Origin of the sequence: Paenibacillus sp. TC-CSREp1 (assembly GCF_050171015.1) — a bacterium.
Lineage (GTDB): Bacteria > Bacillota > Bacilli > Paenibacillales > Paenibacillaceae > Paenibacillus > Paenibacillus silvae.
In genome coordinates this window covers 156097-173286 of sequence record NZ_JBNOKM010000012.1, presented here as the reverse complement: position 1 = coordinate 173286, position 17190 = coordinate 156097, and the positions used below count along the sequence as shown (strand labels likewise).

Below are 17190 nucleotides of genomic sequence, written 5' to 3'. Positions count from 1 at the left end.
ATACAGTTCGGCTGCTTGTAGAGCTTTTTCCGAACTAAGTGCGTGCTCGACCCGATTGCCGAGTCTGAGACACGGGCATGTCTTACAAAGAACATGGTTTCGATGTTGGCTGGCATTTAAGTCATCTTCTTTTGAAAAATAATAATAGATTACAAATCTCAACAAGTCTCCGATCTCGGCCCTATTTATTGGCGCAATCCCAATTACATTCACCAAAATTGAAGTATGTACTGAAGATTGCAATACTTGTGGTTTGATTACTTATGGAAAAAAGGCGCCTTCGTAAAAGTCACAAAGGATTAAATTATATGTCTTCGTCCCAATGAAGAGTTATACTCCGGCTCATACTTCTTTACTAAGTATTCCTCGAATTCTTTCCTCCCGATCTTCGTTGCACAATATGTAAGGCTCAGGTTGATCTTGAAAAACTCCGTTACCATTTTCTCAATGAGCGGCAAAAACTTTACTTTTGAATTTGCTTTATGGAAATCCGGTTCTTTAGAAAACTCCATATGTCCAACAGCGCGGCGTAGCGTATGATGTCTTGTATCTTTAAGATCATTCATGCGTTCCTGTATGTTAGACGTCTCACCCACGTAGACTATCTTGTTGTCACGGTTCCAAACAACATATATGCCGGGTAGCTTCGGTAGCGTAGACGACCAGCTTGAAACACCGTATATTTGTATCTTTTCACATTTACTTAACTGGGCTTCGACTTTTTGATGAAGCAACTCTAAATCATTCTGTGGTATAATTTGATCAACATACTCCCTTCCATTGATTTATTTTGATCTATATTAGATTATAATGATATTTAAAGCGAATTTATATCAGAATTAATGAAGTTGGATTAATTGAATTTTTGATAAAAAATGAATCCATATTGACTTATTTTAAGTTTTATGTAAAATGAATATATAGTAAAGGAGGTGCAGTGTAAATGCACGACGATGATTTTAAGCTTCTTCCGGATGATTACAAAGTTTCCGTAGTACAAGCCTTAACAGACGCAAAAAGAACTGATATTAACGAGTTTGTCAAAGAATTCGCACTCGAATCCTTTAATGGAATCGACTTTTTGGTATGGGACTTTATTAATTCCAATCTCATTAGAAATGCTGCTGATGAGAGACTGATTTCAATTAAAGTAAAAAGGGGTCGGTGGACACTCGTATTACTTTATGACACAGAGCTAAAGTACCTGTACACCCTTATGAAGCACAAGCGATTTAAGCAATTACATGATCAAAGAAAAAAACGGTCTACAGCCCATTACATAGATGCTCTTGCCTTGCTTAATAGTGGATTACATGCTGACAACGATCAACTTTGTCTGTTCGAAGACGAAATCTGGGATGAAGGAGTAGAAAATCTTCTACATCGAATAGTTCGTGAGCGTCAAGATGAAATCGAACGATTCGTTGTGATTGGCTTCTCTACTTCTAAAGATGATATTATATCTGTCTCAGCTATAATACCCAGCACAGAACTTGGAGTTGTACATGAGGTTGATTGGAGCGAGTTAATTCCAACAAATTATGGCGCAAATTCTGTTGCATTTGATTATACTCCTTCCGAGGAAGAGGAAGAGGATGTTCTGGTTACACTCAAAAAGCAACCGGAAACAGGAGACGATCCATCGGTTAATCTCAAGCAGGATGACGATAATGTAAACAACGAAGAAAATTGAGGCTACCAGTTTTAGGAGGAAGTAAAATGCCAGAAGTAAGGGTGTTTAACGGCGAAAGGTTAAAAGCCGCTCGAATATACAGGTCAATGACCATTGCAGAGTTAGCTGAAGCAGCTGACATAACTAAGCAAGCAATATCTTCATATGAGAATGATAAGGGGAACCCTAGTCTGGAGACGCTACTTAAGCTAATAAACGCGCTGGGGTTCCCGCGGGATTATTTCTATGAGGAAGATAAAGACAAAGTAAAGGTAGGGAATACGTACTTCCGCGCACTGCTTACTACAAATAAGAAAGATAGACTCTCCCAGGTTGAAAAGATTAAAGTGCTGTCGAGAGTTTATCATTTTCTCAATAAGTACATCGACTTTCCGCCGCTTAACGTACCGAAGATTGATTATGATGCAAATATTGAACAAAAAGCTTTACTATTGAGGGAGGAATGGGGATTGGGCGTAGACCCAATCCCTAATATGGTTCGTCTTCTGGAGAAAAACGGGTTTATCGTAACCTCTTTCTCAACAGATGGCAGAAGCATCGATGCATTTAGTCAAAGGCAAGAAGTTAATGGTGAGGAGTATTACTTTGTAGTGCTTGGCAGTGACAAGAACAGCGCAAGCAGAAGACAATTCGATTCCGCACATGAGCTAGGGCATATAATCCTACATGACTGGTCGTTGGACTTAGAACAAGTATCGAGAGAAGAGTTTCGTCAGTTGGAGCAAGAAGCAAACCAATTTGCCGCAGCTTTCTTGCTACCCAAGGAATCGTTTGTGAGCGACTTGATATACCCTAATCGGTTGGATTTTTACGTTGAGCTAAAGAAGAAGTGGAAAGTGTCTATATCCGCTATGGTGATGCGGGCTCACCAGCTAAAGGTAATCAGTCCCAATCAATATCAATACCTCATAAGGCAGATATCCAAGAGGGGTTGGAGAACGAAAGAACCTTTGGACGATATTATTGCTATTCCGCAGCCGACAGTACTAAAAAAGGCAATTGACGTTCTGATAACCAATGATGCTTTATCTGGCGATCAGCTTATATTAGAACTTTCGCGTAATGGGTTAAGTTTGAATAAGTCTGAGATTGAGGTGCTTTTGGGTCTTCAAGAAGGGACACTTAATAATAAAAATCAGGGCAGCCCAATTGTTGCATTAAAAAGAAAACCAGATTGAGGAGGATGATCTCAGTGAAAAAGAATCAGCATGTTACTCCACATCGTGATGGCGGTTGGCAAGTGAAAGGTGCAGGGAACGATAGAGCAACTGCCCGGGCAAATACTCAGGCTGAAGCTATTGCCCGGGCTACAGAGATTGCGCGGAACCAACGATCCGAAGTAGTTATCCACCGGGAGAACGGTCAGATCAGAGATAAAAACAGTTATGGAAACGATCGATATCCACCAAGAGGTTAAGCTATACTTTTGGGAAGATGGTTATTTAGTGCCATCTTCTCTTTGCTATCTTAGTGTAAGTGGAAGGCTGCTATTATGCAGCGGGTAAAGGACATTTATTATTCATGACAAATCATTACTAAATGAACTCATTGGAGTGAGATAACATGAACCCATTGGACAAAAAGCAGTTATCTGAACAGGACATTTCCACAAAGTACATTACTCCAGCTATCATTAAAGCGGGCTGGGATATAGTCACACAGGTTAGTGAACAAAAAAGTTTTACATCGGGTCAAATTATTGTTGATGAAGAAGAAAATGTATACAGAGATGAATTGAAAAAATATGACTACTTGCTGAGCTTTAAGCCTGGAATTCCCTTAGCTATTATAGAAGTAAAAGATAACAATCATTCCATTGGGGAAGGGATGCAGCAGGGATTAGACTATGCGGAGATTCTAGATGTACCTTTTGTTTATAGTACCAATGGGGATGGATTTATTGAACACGACCGCACTGTTTTTTCTGGTATAAAAGAAAAGGAAATTAATCTTGATCAATTACCATCTCCAAAAGAGTTGTGGGATCGATTTACGAATGCAAAAGGATTGAATGATGAACAATCAAAAATCCTTGCTCAGGATTTTTATAGAGATGATTCAGGAAAAAAACCGCGCTATTATCAAAGAATTGCTATTAACCGAGTTATTGAAGCAGTTGCTAATAATGTACCTAGAATTTTGTTGGTTATGGCCACAGGCTCAGGAAAAACCTATGTGGCTTCACAAATAATTTGGCGCTTATGGAAGGCGAGGAATAAAAAACGTATTCTATTCCTTGCAGATAGAAACATTTTACTAGATCAAACAATGACAAACGACTTCAAGCATTTTAGAGATAAGATGACCAAAATCACTGAACGTGAAGTGGATAAATCATATGAAATATATCTAGCCTTGTATCAAGGAATTACCGGAAAGGAAGATTTCAAGAATATATATAAGGAGTTCTCCAAGGATTTTTTTGATCTTATTATCGTGGATGAGTGCCACCGCGGGAGTATAGCTGATGATTCGGAATGGCATCAAGTACTTGAGTATTTTAATGATGCTACCCAAATTGGCCTGACTGCCACACCTAAAGACGACAAAGATGCATCAAATATAGATTATTTTGGAGAGCCCATTTATACTTACTCGCTAAGACAAGGTATCGAGGATGGTTTTTTAGCGCCATATAAAGTCATAAACATTGAGCTGGATATTGATGAAGGTTGGCAGCCAGAAGAAGGTATGCTCGACAAATATGGAAAAGTAATCGAAGAAAAGACATTTAATCAAGAAGATTTCGATAAGACTGTAGTAATCGATGGACGAGGTGAGGTTGTAGCCAAAAGAGTCACTCAATTTCTTAGAGAAACGGACCGATTTACTAAAACCATAGTATTTTGTACTGATACACCACATGCAGAGAGAATGAGAAGAGCTTTAGTTAACCAAAATAGCGATCTTTATTCACTTAACTCTAAGTATGTGGTTAGAATCACAGGAGATGACAAGGTAGGTAAACTGGAATTAGACAGCTTTATTGATCCAAGTTCAGATTACCCTGTTATTGCAACTAGCTCTAAACTGATGTCTACCGGGGTTGATGCACAAACCTGTGGACTTATTGTTATTGATAAAAATATAAACAACCTGACTGAGTTTAAACAAATCATTGGTAGAGGAACAAGGGTTAACGAAGAATACAATAAATATTTCTTTACTATTATAGATTTCAGAAATGCAACACGGCTATTTGCAGATCCTAGTTTTGACGGGGATCCGTTGGATTACACCGAAGAAAACAGCAAGGGTGCCACAAAAAAGAGGTCGGAAACTAAAGCTAAGAAACAGCCACCTGAAAAAGGAGTCATTATTCAGTCAAAATCAGATAGAAATAATAAGCTTATAGTTGATAATGTTGCTGTGAATATCAAAATGGAAACCGTTAGCTTCTTCGACAAGGATGGATCTATTTTAAAAAATAACTTTAAAGATGGAATGCTCGAAAGATTAAGAGATCTTCTTGGCGAATACGAAGTGTTTAAAACTAAGTGGATTAATACAGGGAAAATCGAAAGGTTGACCCAAATTCTCGAGGATAGCGGTCTTACTCTTGCAAGATTCTCACAAGAATTTGGTAACCATTATGACATTTTTGATATTGTCGGTAATGTTGTGTATGGGAAAGTGCTCGTCACTAAACCCGAACGCGTTAATTTGGTAAAAGAAGGGGAGTATTACAAAACGACAAGTCCGCATGTTAGAATTATTATAGATGCGCTTCTTGATAAATATGTGGAGGTTGATATTAAACAAATTCTAAACATTAATTTGTTAAGAATACAGCCATTTAATGAAATAGGATCACCGACCGAAATACTGAAAATTTTCGGGGGGAAAGACAAGTATTTGAATCAAATTGAAAATTTAATTGCAGCAATTTATTCAAACTAACATCAACTAGGTATGAAGGCGGGAACTAAGTGACTATTAATATGAAGCCAATTCAGGATATTATGAGAAAAGATGTGGGCGTAGACGGAGATGCCCAAAGAATTTCCCAGTTTGTATGGATGATTTTTTTAAAAATTCTTGACGATATGGAAACAGAACGAGAACTTCTAGAGGACTATATTTCTCCGATCCCTGCAAATTTAAGATGGAGAAGTTGGGCTGCAAACGATGAAGGTATGACTGGGGATGAGCTTGTAAACTTTATTAATAACGATTTATTCCCAGGCCTTAAGAATATCAATATTGATGTTGAAAACCCATTGGCATTTAAGATCAGGACTGTTTTTGAAGACACATACAATTATATGAAGTCTGGAACGTTGATTAGGCAGGTTATCAATAAAATAAACGAAATAGACTTCAATAGTTCAACGGATAGGCATATATTTAATGATGTTTATGAAGGGATTCTAAAAGAGCTCCAAAATGCCGGTAATGCAGGTGAGTTTTATACTCCACGGGCTGTTACAAAATTTATGGTTGAGATGACAAGACCAAAACTAGGAGAAAGAATACTAGATCCTGCATGCGGTACGGGCGGATTTTTAATCTGTGCTCTTGAACATCTAAGTCAATATATAAACAGCGTTGAGGATAGTCAGAAATTAGAGAAAAACTTGATTGGGATTGAGAAAAAGCCACTGCCGTATTTATTGGCGATAACCAATCTTTTGTTACACAATGTAACTTCCCCAAATATAAGAAGGGATAACACATTATCACAAAAGCCACTTAAAGACTACGGGAAAAATGATGAAGTCGACGTTATTATAACAAATCCCCCCTTTGGTGGAAGAGAGGAAAAAGGAGTTCCATCAAACTTCCCCAAAATCTTTAGAACAAATGAAACAGCCGATCTATTTTTGGCCTATATCATGAAGGTGTTGTCTGCAAAGGGCAGGGCAGCCATCGTATTTCCGGATGGATCATTGTTTGGTAAGGGCATCAAAACAAGAATAAAAGAAAAATTGCTTGAAGATTTTAATTTACACACTATAGTAAGGCTGCCTAAAAATGTTTTTGCTCCCTATACAGATATTGCAACAAATTTATTATTTTTTGAAAGAGGAAAGACAAAAGATATATGGTACTATGAGCACCAAATGCCGGAAGGTGCAAAGCATTACTCAAAAACAAAACCAATTACATTTGAGGAATTCGAGCCTGAAATGAAATGGTGGAATAATCGAGTTGAAAATGATTTTGCATGGAAAGTATCTATTGATGAAGTTATCAAAAGAAATTATGATTTAGATTTTACTAATCCTAATAAGCCTTCAGAAAGTATAAAGTCACCTAGTGATATTATTGCAAGCATTCAGGAACACCAAGAAGAAATAAATAAGCATTTGTCTGAGTTGAGTTCAAATTTAATAGAAGTTAATAGCTCGGGTAAGTACCCACTGGTACCTTTAACTGAGTTATTGGAAAGAAATGTAAATCAAACTACGCTTGACCCTAATAAAACTTACTCACAAGTAACGGTTAAAATGTGGGGGAAGGGTGTAGTTCGAAGAAATGAAGTAAAAGGTTCTGAAATTGCTGGCGAAAAACGAAGTGTTGTTAGTGAAAACCAATTAATTTTCTCAAAAATTGATGCCAGGAATGGGGCTATTGGAATAGTTCCAGATTATCTCGAAGGTGCAGTAGTGAGTGCTGACTTTCCCTCATTTGATATAAATAAAGAGCTGGTTTTGCCAGAATATCTGGAGATTGTCGTAAAAACTCCGGAGTTTGTTCAAAAGTGTGTGAAATCGAGTAGTGGTTCTACAAATAGAGTTCGACTTAAAGAGAAAGATTTTCTGGACTTTGAAATCCCTCTACCGAATATTGATGAGCAAGAGAAAATAATAAACGAGGTACAGACATTACTCACATATTGTGAAACTATTGAACATGAAATTAGCAAAATGAAAGAAAATAGTGATGCTCTGAAAAATTCATTGCTTCACGAGTTGTTCTAATTCATAGGAGAACCGCCACGCATTTTATTTGCGGGCGGTTTATTTTATTATAAACTCTCTATCTACATACCCATCATCAATAGCTCTCCACAAGTATAAAGAAGCAAAACTCCTATAAGGAATCCACGAAAGGGAATGCCTTTCTAAACAATTATTCATTTCTTCAGGATTAAACTGGCGGTATAACCACAACGCCGATCGTTGTAGTCCAACGTCGCCTAACGAAATAACGTCCTTTCTTCCTAGTGAGAAAATAAGAAACATTTCGGCAGTCCACCTACCTATACCTTTTACTGAGGTCAATGTCTTTATTGCATCTTCGTCAGACAAAATTTTCAATTTTTCTAGGTCGAGCTGCCCTAATGAGACTTTTTGTGAAAGGCCTAATATATAGGATGCTTTTTGAGGAGAAATACCGCTTTTACGTAACTCGTTAATTTCAAAAGAAAGCAATTTGTCAGGAGTAACATCACCTGATACAAGATCTAATAATCTTTTCTTAAGGGTTTCGGCAACTTTTGCAGAAAGCATTTGAGATACGATTGAAAAGACAAGTGACTCAAAATAATTGCTTTTTAATGTTAGCTCGATATTACCTATTAGTTCAATTAGTTTCGATAAAGCAGGATCTGAATCCTTGAAAGTATTGATCACAACTTGGTCTGTTCTAATAACTTCCTCAAACAACGGGTTAATACCTACTAGTTATGTCTTTTGAATTATATCACGGCTTAGTTCATTCATGCAGAAGAATTGACTCTCCTCGGTCAATTTAACAAAAGTTGCAATAACGGGTTGCCCCCTGCGTACGGAATATATACATGGATGATTCCATGCTCACATTTTGCTCACAAGCTCTACGCAAACATCGTATTCACTTGAATATATGGGACTGATTTCTGAGGGAAATCTGATTTTACATACAAGAAAAGACTCAAAAAATACATTAAAACGTCTTTGTCTCCTGGGTGGCATGATGTAACTGTACTGTGTATCCAGATAATGATGGGGACGAATTGGGGACGAAAGCCGTCATTTTCGAGTAAACGTCAACCAAACAGAACCTATAAGATTGAAGAAATCCTTTATAAATCAAGGTTTTAACACGCCGCAGCGTATAGGAGCTAACTAGCCTATGTTCCCGCATACGGTGCATGTGGAGTCGGTGGCGATGTTGGTGAGAGTCAATGCTTAGAATTACTCGGTTATCAGCTTCCTATATTATAATATGCCTTATATTAGACGGGGGGATTACAGATACAAAGTAACAGAGTTCAATTGTTGTAAGTGGGTGGATACGTCTAGTAAGTTTTAAGAAATAAAGTAAATTACGTTTGCCTAGGACATTCCACTTATTATGAAAACATTGAAGCAGGACGCGTGTGTTAGTGTTCTTTCATACGTTTTCTGTTTTTCTTGTAGGCTAATAAAATAAATATTAATGTATGTTTTATAAATTAATTAATTATTTCTAGGTACGATAAGTATAAGTAAAAATCTTACTACAAATAAATCTAATATTCATTGTGATTTTGCATTTAAGACCGTCGTAAATTGTATTCCTACGGTCACAATATGCGATTTAGAGGGTTGTGTTAAGGGACTATAAGTAGGTAATGCTTGCATAATCTAATTTTCGAGAATTATAAAGAGGGGATACTATGGAAAACTTAACAATAATAAAAAAAATTAAAGATCATGCATTAAACAGAGTTAAAAAATATATAGCCGGATTATCAATTAGACAGCAACAGTTATTCATTAACGAAGTAGTACGATACTATGACCAAATCTATGATTCGGTACTTCTTAAAGGTGTCAGAGATAGTGATCGAGAGCTTAACTTTATTGATTTTTCTTTTCCAATAGCATTTCGTTATCTCTACAAAGAATATAATAATATCGAACGCTTCCCTTTGATACCTTCAACACCTCAAACTATACAAAGTGTTAAAACGTTTTTGAATATTTGTTTTAAAGCAGGACTTATGGAGAGTTATGAAGAACTGCTTCGGATTGGTGTATTAAAATATGAACATATTGATGAAAAAAATGCACATTTATCGTATGTGAGTAAGCACTACTCAATTGAAAGATATGAAAAAATAAAGACTGTTAACTATTCTCATACCATATTAAATTCTTTAGGAGATGAATACTTTAGAGCGTTCACTCAACTTCCGAGGATTGTGAAGAAAATGGAGAGATTAGTATATACCTGGAATTATAATTTTATAGCTTATGATGCTGATTTAGAAGTAGATCAATTTTTTATTCTAAATGCACAGCTAGATTTTGCACAAGCAACAGAGTGGGATGGATTTTCTCAAACTTCTAGATTTGGAAATATAGAATATCAATACTTTCTAGATGCACTTCTTGTTATTGAATCAATCTCTATAAAACATTTGCAATTTGTAGAGATAGCAATGAAAAAGGATTCTAGCTTAGAAAAAGTGAATATTCTTCCTCTTGTTTTAGACTATGATGTTTTTTTAGATTCGTTGACAGATTTCTTAGATATTTCTACCGAAATAGGTGAAAAAATACTGGACACATTCATATTTGATACCGAGAAAAAAGAATACTACAGTCATATAGGTGCACCAAGCCCATTATTCACAAGAATATCTTCTACACAATTGTTGCGTTCATTCGCTGGATGTATTTATAGGCCTATAGATTTTATGTTTTCTGAGTTAAAAAGGAAATATCCAAAAGATTGGGACCGAAACACTAGAGATAGAGAACAATTATTTAGAAACGAGCTCTATAACTACTTTGATAATGATCGTTTTATTACCTTTAATAAAGGTATAGATATTTATGAAAACGGGAGAAACATTACAGATATTGATGCGTGTATACTTGATAAAGAGACACAAGAAATTGCTTTTATTCAATTGAAATGGCAAGACTCAATTTATGAATCGACGCGATCACTTATTAGTAAGAGAAAGAATTATATAGAGAAAGCGACAAAGTGGGTCAATGATATAGAACAGTGGGTTAACAATGTTCCAGAAAAACGGATAGCTGATTTTCTGCAGTTGAGTCCACAACTTATTAATAAAGATAAGATAAAGTTTTTTGTGATAGGTAGACACAACGGAAACTTCTCAGGAGACGAAATGCCACGCGATAATGCTGCTTGGTGTCAATGGTATAACCTGATTGAAATAATAGGAAAACATGAAAAGGAGGGTATTACCATATCTAAACTTTTTGACTTAATTCAAAAGGAAAGCCCTTTTAACAAAAAAAATGAAATTAAAAATTCTAAAGTAACATATGGCAACTATTCTGTTGAGTTGATCTCACCTACATATAATCAGGCTTAGAAAAATCCAGAGAGATGAGATGATTAGGGATCCCATTCAATTCAAGCGATATTAACGGATCGGGTATAGGGGAGTTTGTTTGAAACGACTTAAGATGCATTCAGCAATTCGGCACTGAACGAGGTGAAGAATGCAAAGTCCGAAGTTGGTGCACCTGAGGATATGATCCTCGTTGGAAAGAACAAGGCATCGAAGCAGACGGTTATCATCGTCGATCCCACGCGTAAGGACTGGATTCACGTTAGCTGAATACAGTCCTGGAGATGTCGCATGAGCGCGTGTTGTACGCAAGTTTTAAACCGAGTACCTTAGCATGTAATTTGCACATGCTTGAAGATGGCGGTTATCAAATATTTGAGGTAAACATTCGGTAGACATGTTCCCGAATACTCATGTGGAGACCGTGGAAGGAATGCAACGAATAGATACCTAGAAATTCTTTGTTTTCAACACTTAGCGGGTTAGGGGGCATGGAGTTGGGACTGTCAAGCTGGCATTGACACGATTGAGTGACCCATATAGCCAGCCCAAGGCTGTGATGGATCGCTACACAGATTATAGCTACCTTATACAGTGGGTTTAAAAGCGGTTAAATATTCAGTTGCCACGCACTGTAGCAGAACAGGCACGATATATTGTAGTTAATAATCTTGCAATTCATATGAAAATTTAGCTCCGGATGATTTAGTTTTTGGAGCTATGAATGCAATGGTCGTTTTATGGATATAACGCATGTAGACATTTATGAGGGAATGGCAAGGTAGTTGATGCCTCCTCCAGCCGTGGGCAGGTGATTTATGGGAGAGTAATACAGGATTGTATTGAACTCTTTTGTTAATAGAGTATCTGTAAATCTAATAAAACTACCAAACACTATAATTTAATAGTAAATATATATCATAAAGGGGAAGTGTGGATGAATGTCGAATTCTGAAATTAGTGAAAATCATAAGTTTTATAGTTGAAGAATATCTTTGTGTGAGATGATCTTGCTCCCATGGGTTCAATTTTTTGAGTAGTTGATTATATATTTGGACTATAGGGGAACGGGGGAGTATTTTGAAAACTATTACCATAACACCATATGCTCCGACACTTATTGAATCTACTAGAGCTATTGGATATACATTAGAAACAGCTATTGCTGATATTGTAGATAACTGTGTTTCAGCATCGGCTTCCTATGCAGAAATATTCTTCTTCCCTGTTGGGGATTCCTATATAGCAATATTGGATAATGGGTGTGGAATGAGTGGTGATGAGCTTGAATCTGCTATGCGATATGGTAGTCAGAGTCCAAATGACAAGCGGGCGGCTACAGATTTAGGAAGGTTTGGTCTTGGACTAAAAACAGCTTCTTTATCACAATGCCGTACCTTGACTGTTGTAAGCAAAAAGGATGGTAATATTGAAGCTCGTTGCTGGGATATTGACCATGTAATAAAGAATGAGGAATGGTCGCTTATTGTAATGGAGACTGAAGAAGAAATTAATGCAATTCCATGCATTGAAAATCTTCATAGATTAGAGAGCGGTACAATGGTTGTATGGCAGAATCTCGACAGGCTTAAAATTGGAGAATTGGATTTTGAACGCTCTATGGGAAGGAAAATGGACGATGTCCGTGATCATCTTTCCCTTGTATTCCACCGATATCTCAGCGGAGAAAGCGGCCTAAAAAAAATAGAAATAAATATGAATGGAATACCAATTGAATATGCTGATCCTTTTCTCATGCGCAGAAATACTCAGGCAATGGCCGATGAAGTATTGTATGTTGATGGTGCAAAGGTTGTTGTTCGTCCGTACATACTGCCGCACATTTCTAAATTATCGACCGCTGAAATAAAGAAACTTGGAGGCAAAGAAGGACTTCGTAAAAGCCAAGGTTTTTATGTATATAGGAATAAGAGACTTTTGGTTTGGGGAACATGGTTCCGCATGATGAGACAGAGTGAGCTTTCAAAGTTAGCTCGGGTTCAAGTAGATATACCAAACGATTTGGATAGCCTCTGGACCCTTGATATTAAAAAATCAATTGCTATTCCTCCTGAGATTGTTAGAAACAACTTGGAATCTATCATTGAACGAATGGCAGATCGTAGCAAGCAGACATGGGTATTCAGAGGAAAAAAAGAGACAAATGATTCAGTTGTTCACATTTGGCAACGGTTCAAGGGAGTGCAAGGAGGTTTCTTTTATGGAATTAATCGTGATCATCCTTTAGTAGAGGTATTCATAGATGCTCCGCTGCAAACTAGACAAAATGTAGAAGCACTATTAAAGGCTATTGAAAATGGTATCCCGCTTAATCAGTTATACATTGATTTGACATCGGAAAAATCCCTTGAGAATGAAACGGAGACAACAGCAAAAGAAGTTGAAAGTATGTTGCGAGTGCTCCTTGATCAGATGCCAACATCAGCAACAAAAAAAGAGATGCTGGGCAGACTGGCCGTGTCAGAGCCTTTTGTAAACCATCCGAAAATCATTGAAAAGTACCGAAAGGAAGGTAACGTATAATGGCTATAACTAATGCAGAACAATTGGAAGGTATGATTTCCGCAAATATAAATACGCAATTTAAAGAGGTTCCTCCAAGTGAAGCGGAGTTTGACAAAATAGCTGATATGCTCCGACATTCTTTGTCTTCATTTTGTCCAGTAGGAGACGCTGAATTCGAAGATATGAAGCGAAGACTCAAAGCTAATATAGTTGTTGTAATGGAAATTGGTGTTGTTATTAAAGATGATAAGCGTCCGCATCAATCATGGCTCCCGACAAGGCGCTCTGAACTTGATTTCTTTTTTTGGAACAGATATAAAAAATATCTTGAAGAGATAAAACATTGGAACCCGAGAGTAACTGGAAATCTTGGCCGTGTATCTGATGAAATTGTTGATTTGCTAGGTGATCCGAAATCAACAAATGATTTTCAACGACGTGGTCTTGTGCTTGGAGATGTGCAGTCGGGAAAGACTGCAAACTATACAGCTATTGTTAATAAAGCTGCGGATACAGGTTATCGAGTTATCATTGTGCTTGCAGGTATGATGGAAAATCTACGTCAGCAGACACAGGAACGGTTAGATGCAGAATTCTCAGGAAGAAAAAGTGAATATTTTCTTGATCCTACAAAGAAGGAAATCAGAAATGAACCAGTAGGAGTTGGAAGATACGGAACGAATAAGCGTATAGCCTCTTTCACCTCTGTAGTTAAGGATTTCGATATAAATATATTGAAAAGCAACGATTTATCGTTGTTGAGTGTTAGTGATCCAGTAGTATTTGTTGTTAAGAAAAACAAGAGTATTCTCAATAATCTTATTCGTTGGTTGCGTGATAATAATGTCGTTGCAGGGCAAAAGATTGATTTACCTATGCTGTTAATTGATGATGAGGCTGATAATGCTTCTGTCAATACAAAAAAGGCGGATGAAGACCCGACAGCTATCAATGAAGCAGTTAGGAAACTTTTGGAGCTGTTTCGGCAAGCGTCTTATCTAGGCATAACTGCAACTCCGTATGCGAATATTTTTATTAATCCTGAAACTACTGATGATATGCGGGGAGAGGATTTGTTTCCACGTGATTTCATATATTCACTGGCTCCTCCCTCAAACTATATCGGAGCAGACAGTATATTTGGTGTAGAAGCTCTTTTCAGGGATTGTCTTGAAGAATTGCAACCGCAAGAAATGAATGCATTCTTTCCATTTAATCATAAAAAAGGGCATCCAGTCACTGAATTACCTCCAAGCATGAAAGAAGCTATGGCGTATTTCTTGTTAATAAATGGTATTCGTGATTTGCGTGGAGATTACAAAGCTCATCGCTCAATGATGATTCATGTAAGCAGGTTTACGGATGTCCAAAACCAAATCCGTGATTTGGCGACTGAATGGATACTCCAAATGCGTTCCGATCTTCAAAATTACTCGCGTAAGCCTGAAGAAGAGAGTGATAAAATATCTAATATTGCTTATTTAAAGGCTGTGTGGAATAAGCACAGCCTTAGTGAAAAAGCTGGTGTTCAAAAACCATTGGAATGGCATGAATTCCTTTCGAAATTTTTATTTAAGGCTGTAGCACCGATAGATGTGCGAGCAGTCAATCAGGAAAGCGGTTCAACTAGTCTTGATTATTTTAATCACCGTGAGGATGGCTTACGCGTTATTGCAGTGGGCGGAAATAGCCTTTCCAGAGGTTTAACACTTGAAGGTCTATGTGTCAGCTATTTCTACCGAAAATCACAAATGTATGATACATTGCTGCAAATGGGCCGTTGGTTTGGTTATCGTCCAGGATACGACGATCTGTTTAAAATTTGGATTGGTGTGGAAGCTGTGGACTGGTATGGATATATAACAGCAGCAGCTGAAGAACTTAAATTAGAAATTGCACGGATGAAGAATGCAAACCTTACACCGCTGGAATTTGGGTTAAAAGTTCGACAAGACCCTGCCTCTCTAATTGTTACTGCGAGAAACAAGATGCGAGCAGGAACAATGGTTAAACGCCCAATAACTGTTTCAGGACGTTTGCTAGAAACTCCGCGGCTGAAATCTGATTCTGCATCTTTGAAATCTAATGAGAGTGTATTTAAAGATTTTGTGAACCGACTTGATAGTACAGGAAAGCGGACTGAACGTGAAGGTGCAGGCTATTTTTGGGAAGATGTTAATAAAGACGAAATTGAACAACTTTTACGAGATTTCAAAACTCACCCTTGGCATCTCTCTTTTCAGGGGCAGGCTCTTGCGGACTTTATTAGAGACAAAATGGGGAATTATTCATGGGATGTTGTTATTGCTGAAGGTTCTGAAAAAGACTATAAAGAGCTATATTGCGGCGATGAGCAATTGACAATAAAGCCTGAAAAGCGGACCATCATTGCAAAATCAGGGCAAATTAGCATTAGTGGTACAAAGGTTCGTGTAGGTGCGGGCGGTGCAGCGAAGTTGGGGTTGACGCAAACACAGAAAGATGAAGCAGAAGCAAAATTTAAAAAAGAGCATCCTGGGAAAGTACATGTTTCCGATAGTGCTTATCTTATTAAAGGGCGTTCTCCTATTTTGATGCTACATGTTATTTCTGTTGATCGAACCAGTACTGATAAGAACGGTAAGGTAAGAACACAGATTGAAGAAGGTTGCCAAGTACCAGATTTTCTTTTTGCATTAGGTGCAGGTTTTCCGTTTACAGGGTTGCCTGAAGAAACAGCTAGTTATATGGTTAACATGGTAGAACTCAGTAGTTATTATGATCCTGAGGAGGATAATGACGAATGAGAACAACACCAGAAATCCTCCAAAAGCAATGGAGCAGTATAAGCTACAAAGAGGGTGGTTTTCTACAGGTTGATACGCAACATCCACTTGAGTGGCATATTGGGTATCAATCAATAAGTCAAAAAACGCTATTACTTATTTGCAATACAGATGTCGAGGTAATTGATTCATCAAAATCTATGCTGGTAACCCGCCGAAAAAGAGAAACAGACAACCGATATACTCTATCGTTTGAACTGTTAAGAAATGAACAAGAAGATGTGTTTGTTATACTCTGTTCAGATATTATCGAACATTCACGATTAGCAAAAGATGAAAAAGTAGCGCTAGACTTGGTTATTAATCGATTTAAGCAGTGGAGTCGTCTTCTTGAGTCGCAAAAAAAAGGTGTTATGGATGAGAAGCGTCGTAAAGGATTGATTGGGGAGCTTCTATTTCTGTGGGAACGGATAAAAACAAGTTCTTCTGTGTTGGATACTATACAAGGTTGGGTTGGAGCAGAGGGATTAGATCAAGATTTTATATATGAAGATTGTTGGTATGAAGTGAAGAGTATCGGTCTCTCTGCTACAAGTGTAACAATTTCTTCATTGGAACAATTGGACTCTGCTACCCAAGGTGAACTTGTGGTAATGCGAATTGATAAAGCCGCTCCTGATAAAGCAGGAGCATTATCTCTAAATGATGTGGTATATGAAATAAGCTTAACACTAGCTAATAGCTCGAATGCTTTGGATTTATTTCGATCTAAATTAAGTGCATATGGATACATTGACTTGAAGGAGTATTCTCAGCAGAAGTATTACTGTTCTGGATCGCAACGGTATGAGGTTAACAACACTTTTCCAAGGATTATGAGGAGTAATATTCCTCCACAGGTTGAATCATTACACTATGAATTAAGCTTGCCGGCACTGTCAGACTGGCTGAAAGGATAATAC

Annotated in this window: 12 protein-coding genes; 10 read left to right on the top strand and 2 right to left on the bottom strand. The window is 37.4% G+C overall.

Features of this window, described 5'->3' with window-relative positions; genetic code table 11:
* Window positions 1–299 precede the first annotated feature (299 nt).
* Entirely contained in the window at window positions 300–734 is a 435-nt protein-coding gene (locus ACQSGY_RS19500; RefSeq protein WP_427180024.1) for a GIY-YIG nuclease family protein, read from the bottom strand.
* A gap of 209 nt (window positions 735–943) precedes the next feature.
* Between ACQSGY_RS19500 and ACQSGY_RS19495 the strand changes: the two genes are divergently transcribed.
* From ACQSGY_RS19495 to ACQSGY_RS19475, 5 genes are all read left to right on the top strand, one after another.
* Window positions 944–1693 (top strand): DUF5986 family protein, encoded by a 750-nt coding sequence (locus ACQSGY_RS19495; RefSeq protein WP_427180023.1) that lies wholly within the window; start codon window positions 944–946, stop codon window positions 1691–1693.
* 26 nt (window positions 1694–1719) lie between these two features.
* Window positions 1720–2871, top strand: a complete 1152-nt coding sequence (locus ACQSGY_RS19490; protein ID WP_427180021.1) for a helix-turn-helix domain-containing protein — start codon at window positions 1720–1722, stop codon at window positions 2869–2871.
* A 5-nt stretch (window positions 2872–2876) separates the two neighbouring features.
* Window positions 2877–3110: a DUF2188 domain-containing protein gene (locus tag ACQSGY_RS19485; protein ID WP_427180019.1), complete on the top strand. Its 234-nt coding sequence runs from the start codon at window positions 2877–2879 to the stop codon at window positions 3108–3110.
* A 146-nt stretch (window positions 3111–3256) separates the two neighbouring features.
* A complete protein-coding gene (hsdR, locus tag ACQSGY_RS19480) occupies window positions 3257–5593 on the top strand; it encodes an EcoAI/FtnUII family type I restriction enzme subunit R (RefSeq protein ID WP_427180017.1) in 2337 nt (778 codons plus the stop codon).
* 29 nt (window positions 5594–5622) lie between these two features.
* On the top strand, window positions 5623–7617 hold the full coding sequence (locus ACQSGY_RS19475; protein WP_427180015.1) for an N-6 DNA methylase: 1995 nt from the start codon (window positions 5623–5625) through the stop codon (window positions 7615–7617).
* A 39-nt stretch (window positions 7618–7656) separates the two neighbouring features.
* Here the strand turns inward: ACQSGY_RS19475 and ACQSGY_RS19470 are convergent, their stop codons facing one another.
* Complete coding sequence (locus tag ACQSGY_RS19470; RefSeq protein ID WP_427180013.1) at window positions 7657–8304, bottom strand: DNA-3-methyladenine glycosylase family protein; 648 nt, start codon at window positions 8302–8304, stop codon at window positions 7657–7659.
* Between the two features lie 974 nt (window positions 8305–9278).
* Between ACQSGY_RS19470 and ACQSGY_RS19465 the strand changes: the two genes are divergently transcribed.
* The 5 genes from ACQSGY_RS19465 to ACQSGY_RS19445 all read left to right on the top strand — a co-directional run bounded on the left by ACQSGY_RS19465 (window position 9279) and on the right by ACQSGY_RS19445 (window position 17187).
* Complete coding sequence (locus ACQSGY_RS19465) at window positions 9279–10958, top strand: hypothetical protein (protein ID WP_427180011.1); 1680 nt, start codon at window positions 9279–9281, stop codon at window positions 10956–10958.
* A gap of 123 nt (window positions 10959–11081) precedes the next feature.
* Window positions 11082–11207 (top strand): hypothetical protein, encoded by a 126-nt coding sequence (locus ACQSGY_RS19460; protein WP_427180009.1) that lies wholly within the window; start codon window positions 11082–11084, stop codon window positions 11205–11207.
* A gap of 810 nt (window positions 11208–12017) precedes the next feature.
* A complete protein-coding gene (locus ACQSGY_RS19455; RefSeq protein ID WP_427180007.1) occupies window positions 12018–13481 on the top strand; it encodes an ATP-binding protein in 1464 nt (487 codons plus the stop codon).
* Complete coding sequence (locus ACQSGY_RS19450) at window positions 13481–16249, top strand: Z1 domain-containing protein (protein ID WP_427180005.1); 2769 nt, start codon at window positions 13481–13483, stop codon at window positions 16247–16249. Before ACQSGY_RS19455 ends, ACQSGY_RS19450 begins: the two co-directional genes overlap by 1 nt.
* Complete coding sequence (locus tag ACQSGY_RS19445) at window positions 16246–17187, top strand: PD-(D/E)XK motif protein (protein WP_427180003.1); 942 nt, start codon at window positions 16246–16248, stop codon at window positions 17185–17187. The genes ACQSGY_RS19450 and ACQSGY_RS19445 overlap by 4 nt, the downstream gene beginning before the upstream one ends.
* The last annotated feature ends 3 nt before the right edge of the window (window positions 17188–17190 follow it).

Excerpts from the sequence above, each read along its gene's own strand:
- ACQSGY_RS19495 (WP_427180023.1), top strand. The coding sequence starts at position 944 with ATGCACGACGATGATTTTAAGCTTCTTCCGGATGATTACAAAGTTTCC.
- ACQSGY_RS19490 (WP_427180021.1), top strand. The coding sequence starts at position 1,720 with ATGCCAGAAGTAAGGGTGTTTAACGGCGAAAGGTTAAAAGCCGCTCGA.
- ACQSGY_RS19485 (WP_427180019.1), top strand. The coding sequence starts at position 2,877 with ATGATCTCAGTGAAAAAGAATCAGCATGTTACTCCACATCGTGATGGC.
- hsdR (WP_427180017.1), top strand. The coding sequence starts at position 3,257 with ATGAACCCATTGGACAAAAAGCAGTTATCTGAACAGGACATTTCCACA.
- ACQSGY_RS19465 (WP_427180011.1), top strand. The coding sequence starts at position 9,279 with ATGGAAAACTTAACAATAATAAAAAAAATTAAAGATCATGCATTAAAC.
- ACQSGY_RS19450 (WP_427180005.1), top strand. The coding sequence starts at position 13,481 with ATGGCTATAACTAATGCAGAACAATTGGAAGGTATGATTTCCGCAAAT.
- ACQSGY_RS19445 (WP_427180003.1), top strand. The coding sequence starts at position 16,246 with ATGAGAACAACACCAGAAATCCTCCAAAAGCAATGGAGCAGTATAAGC.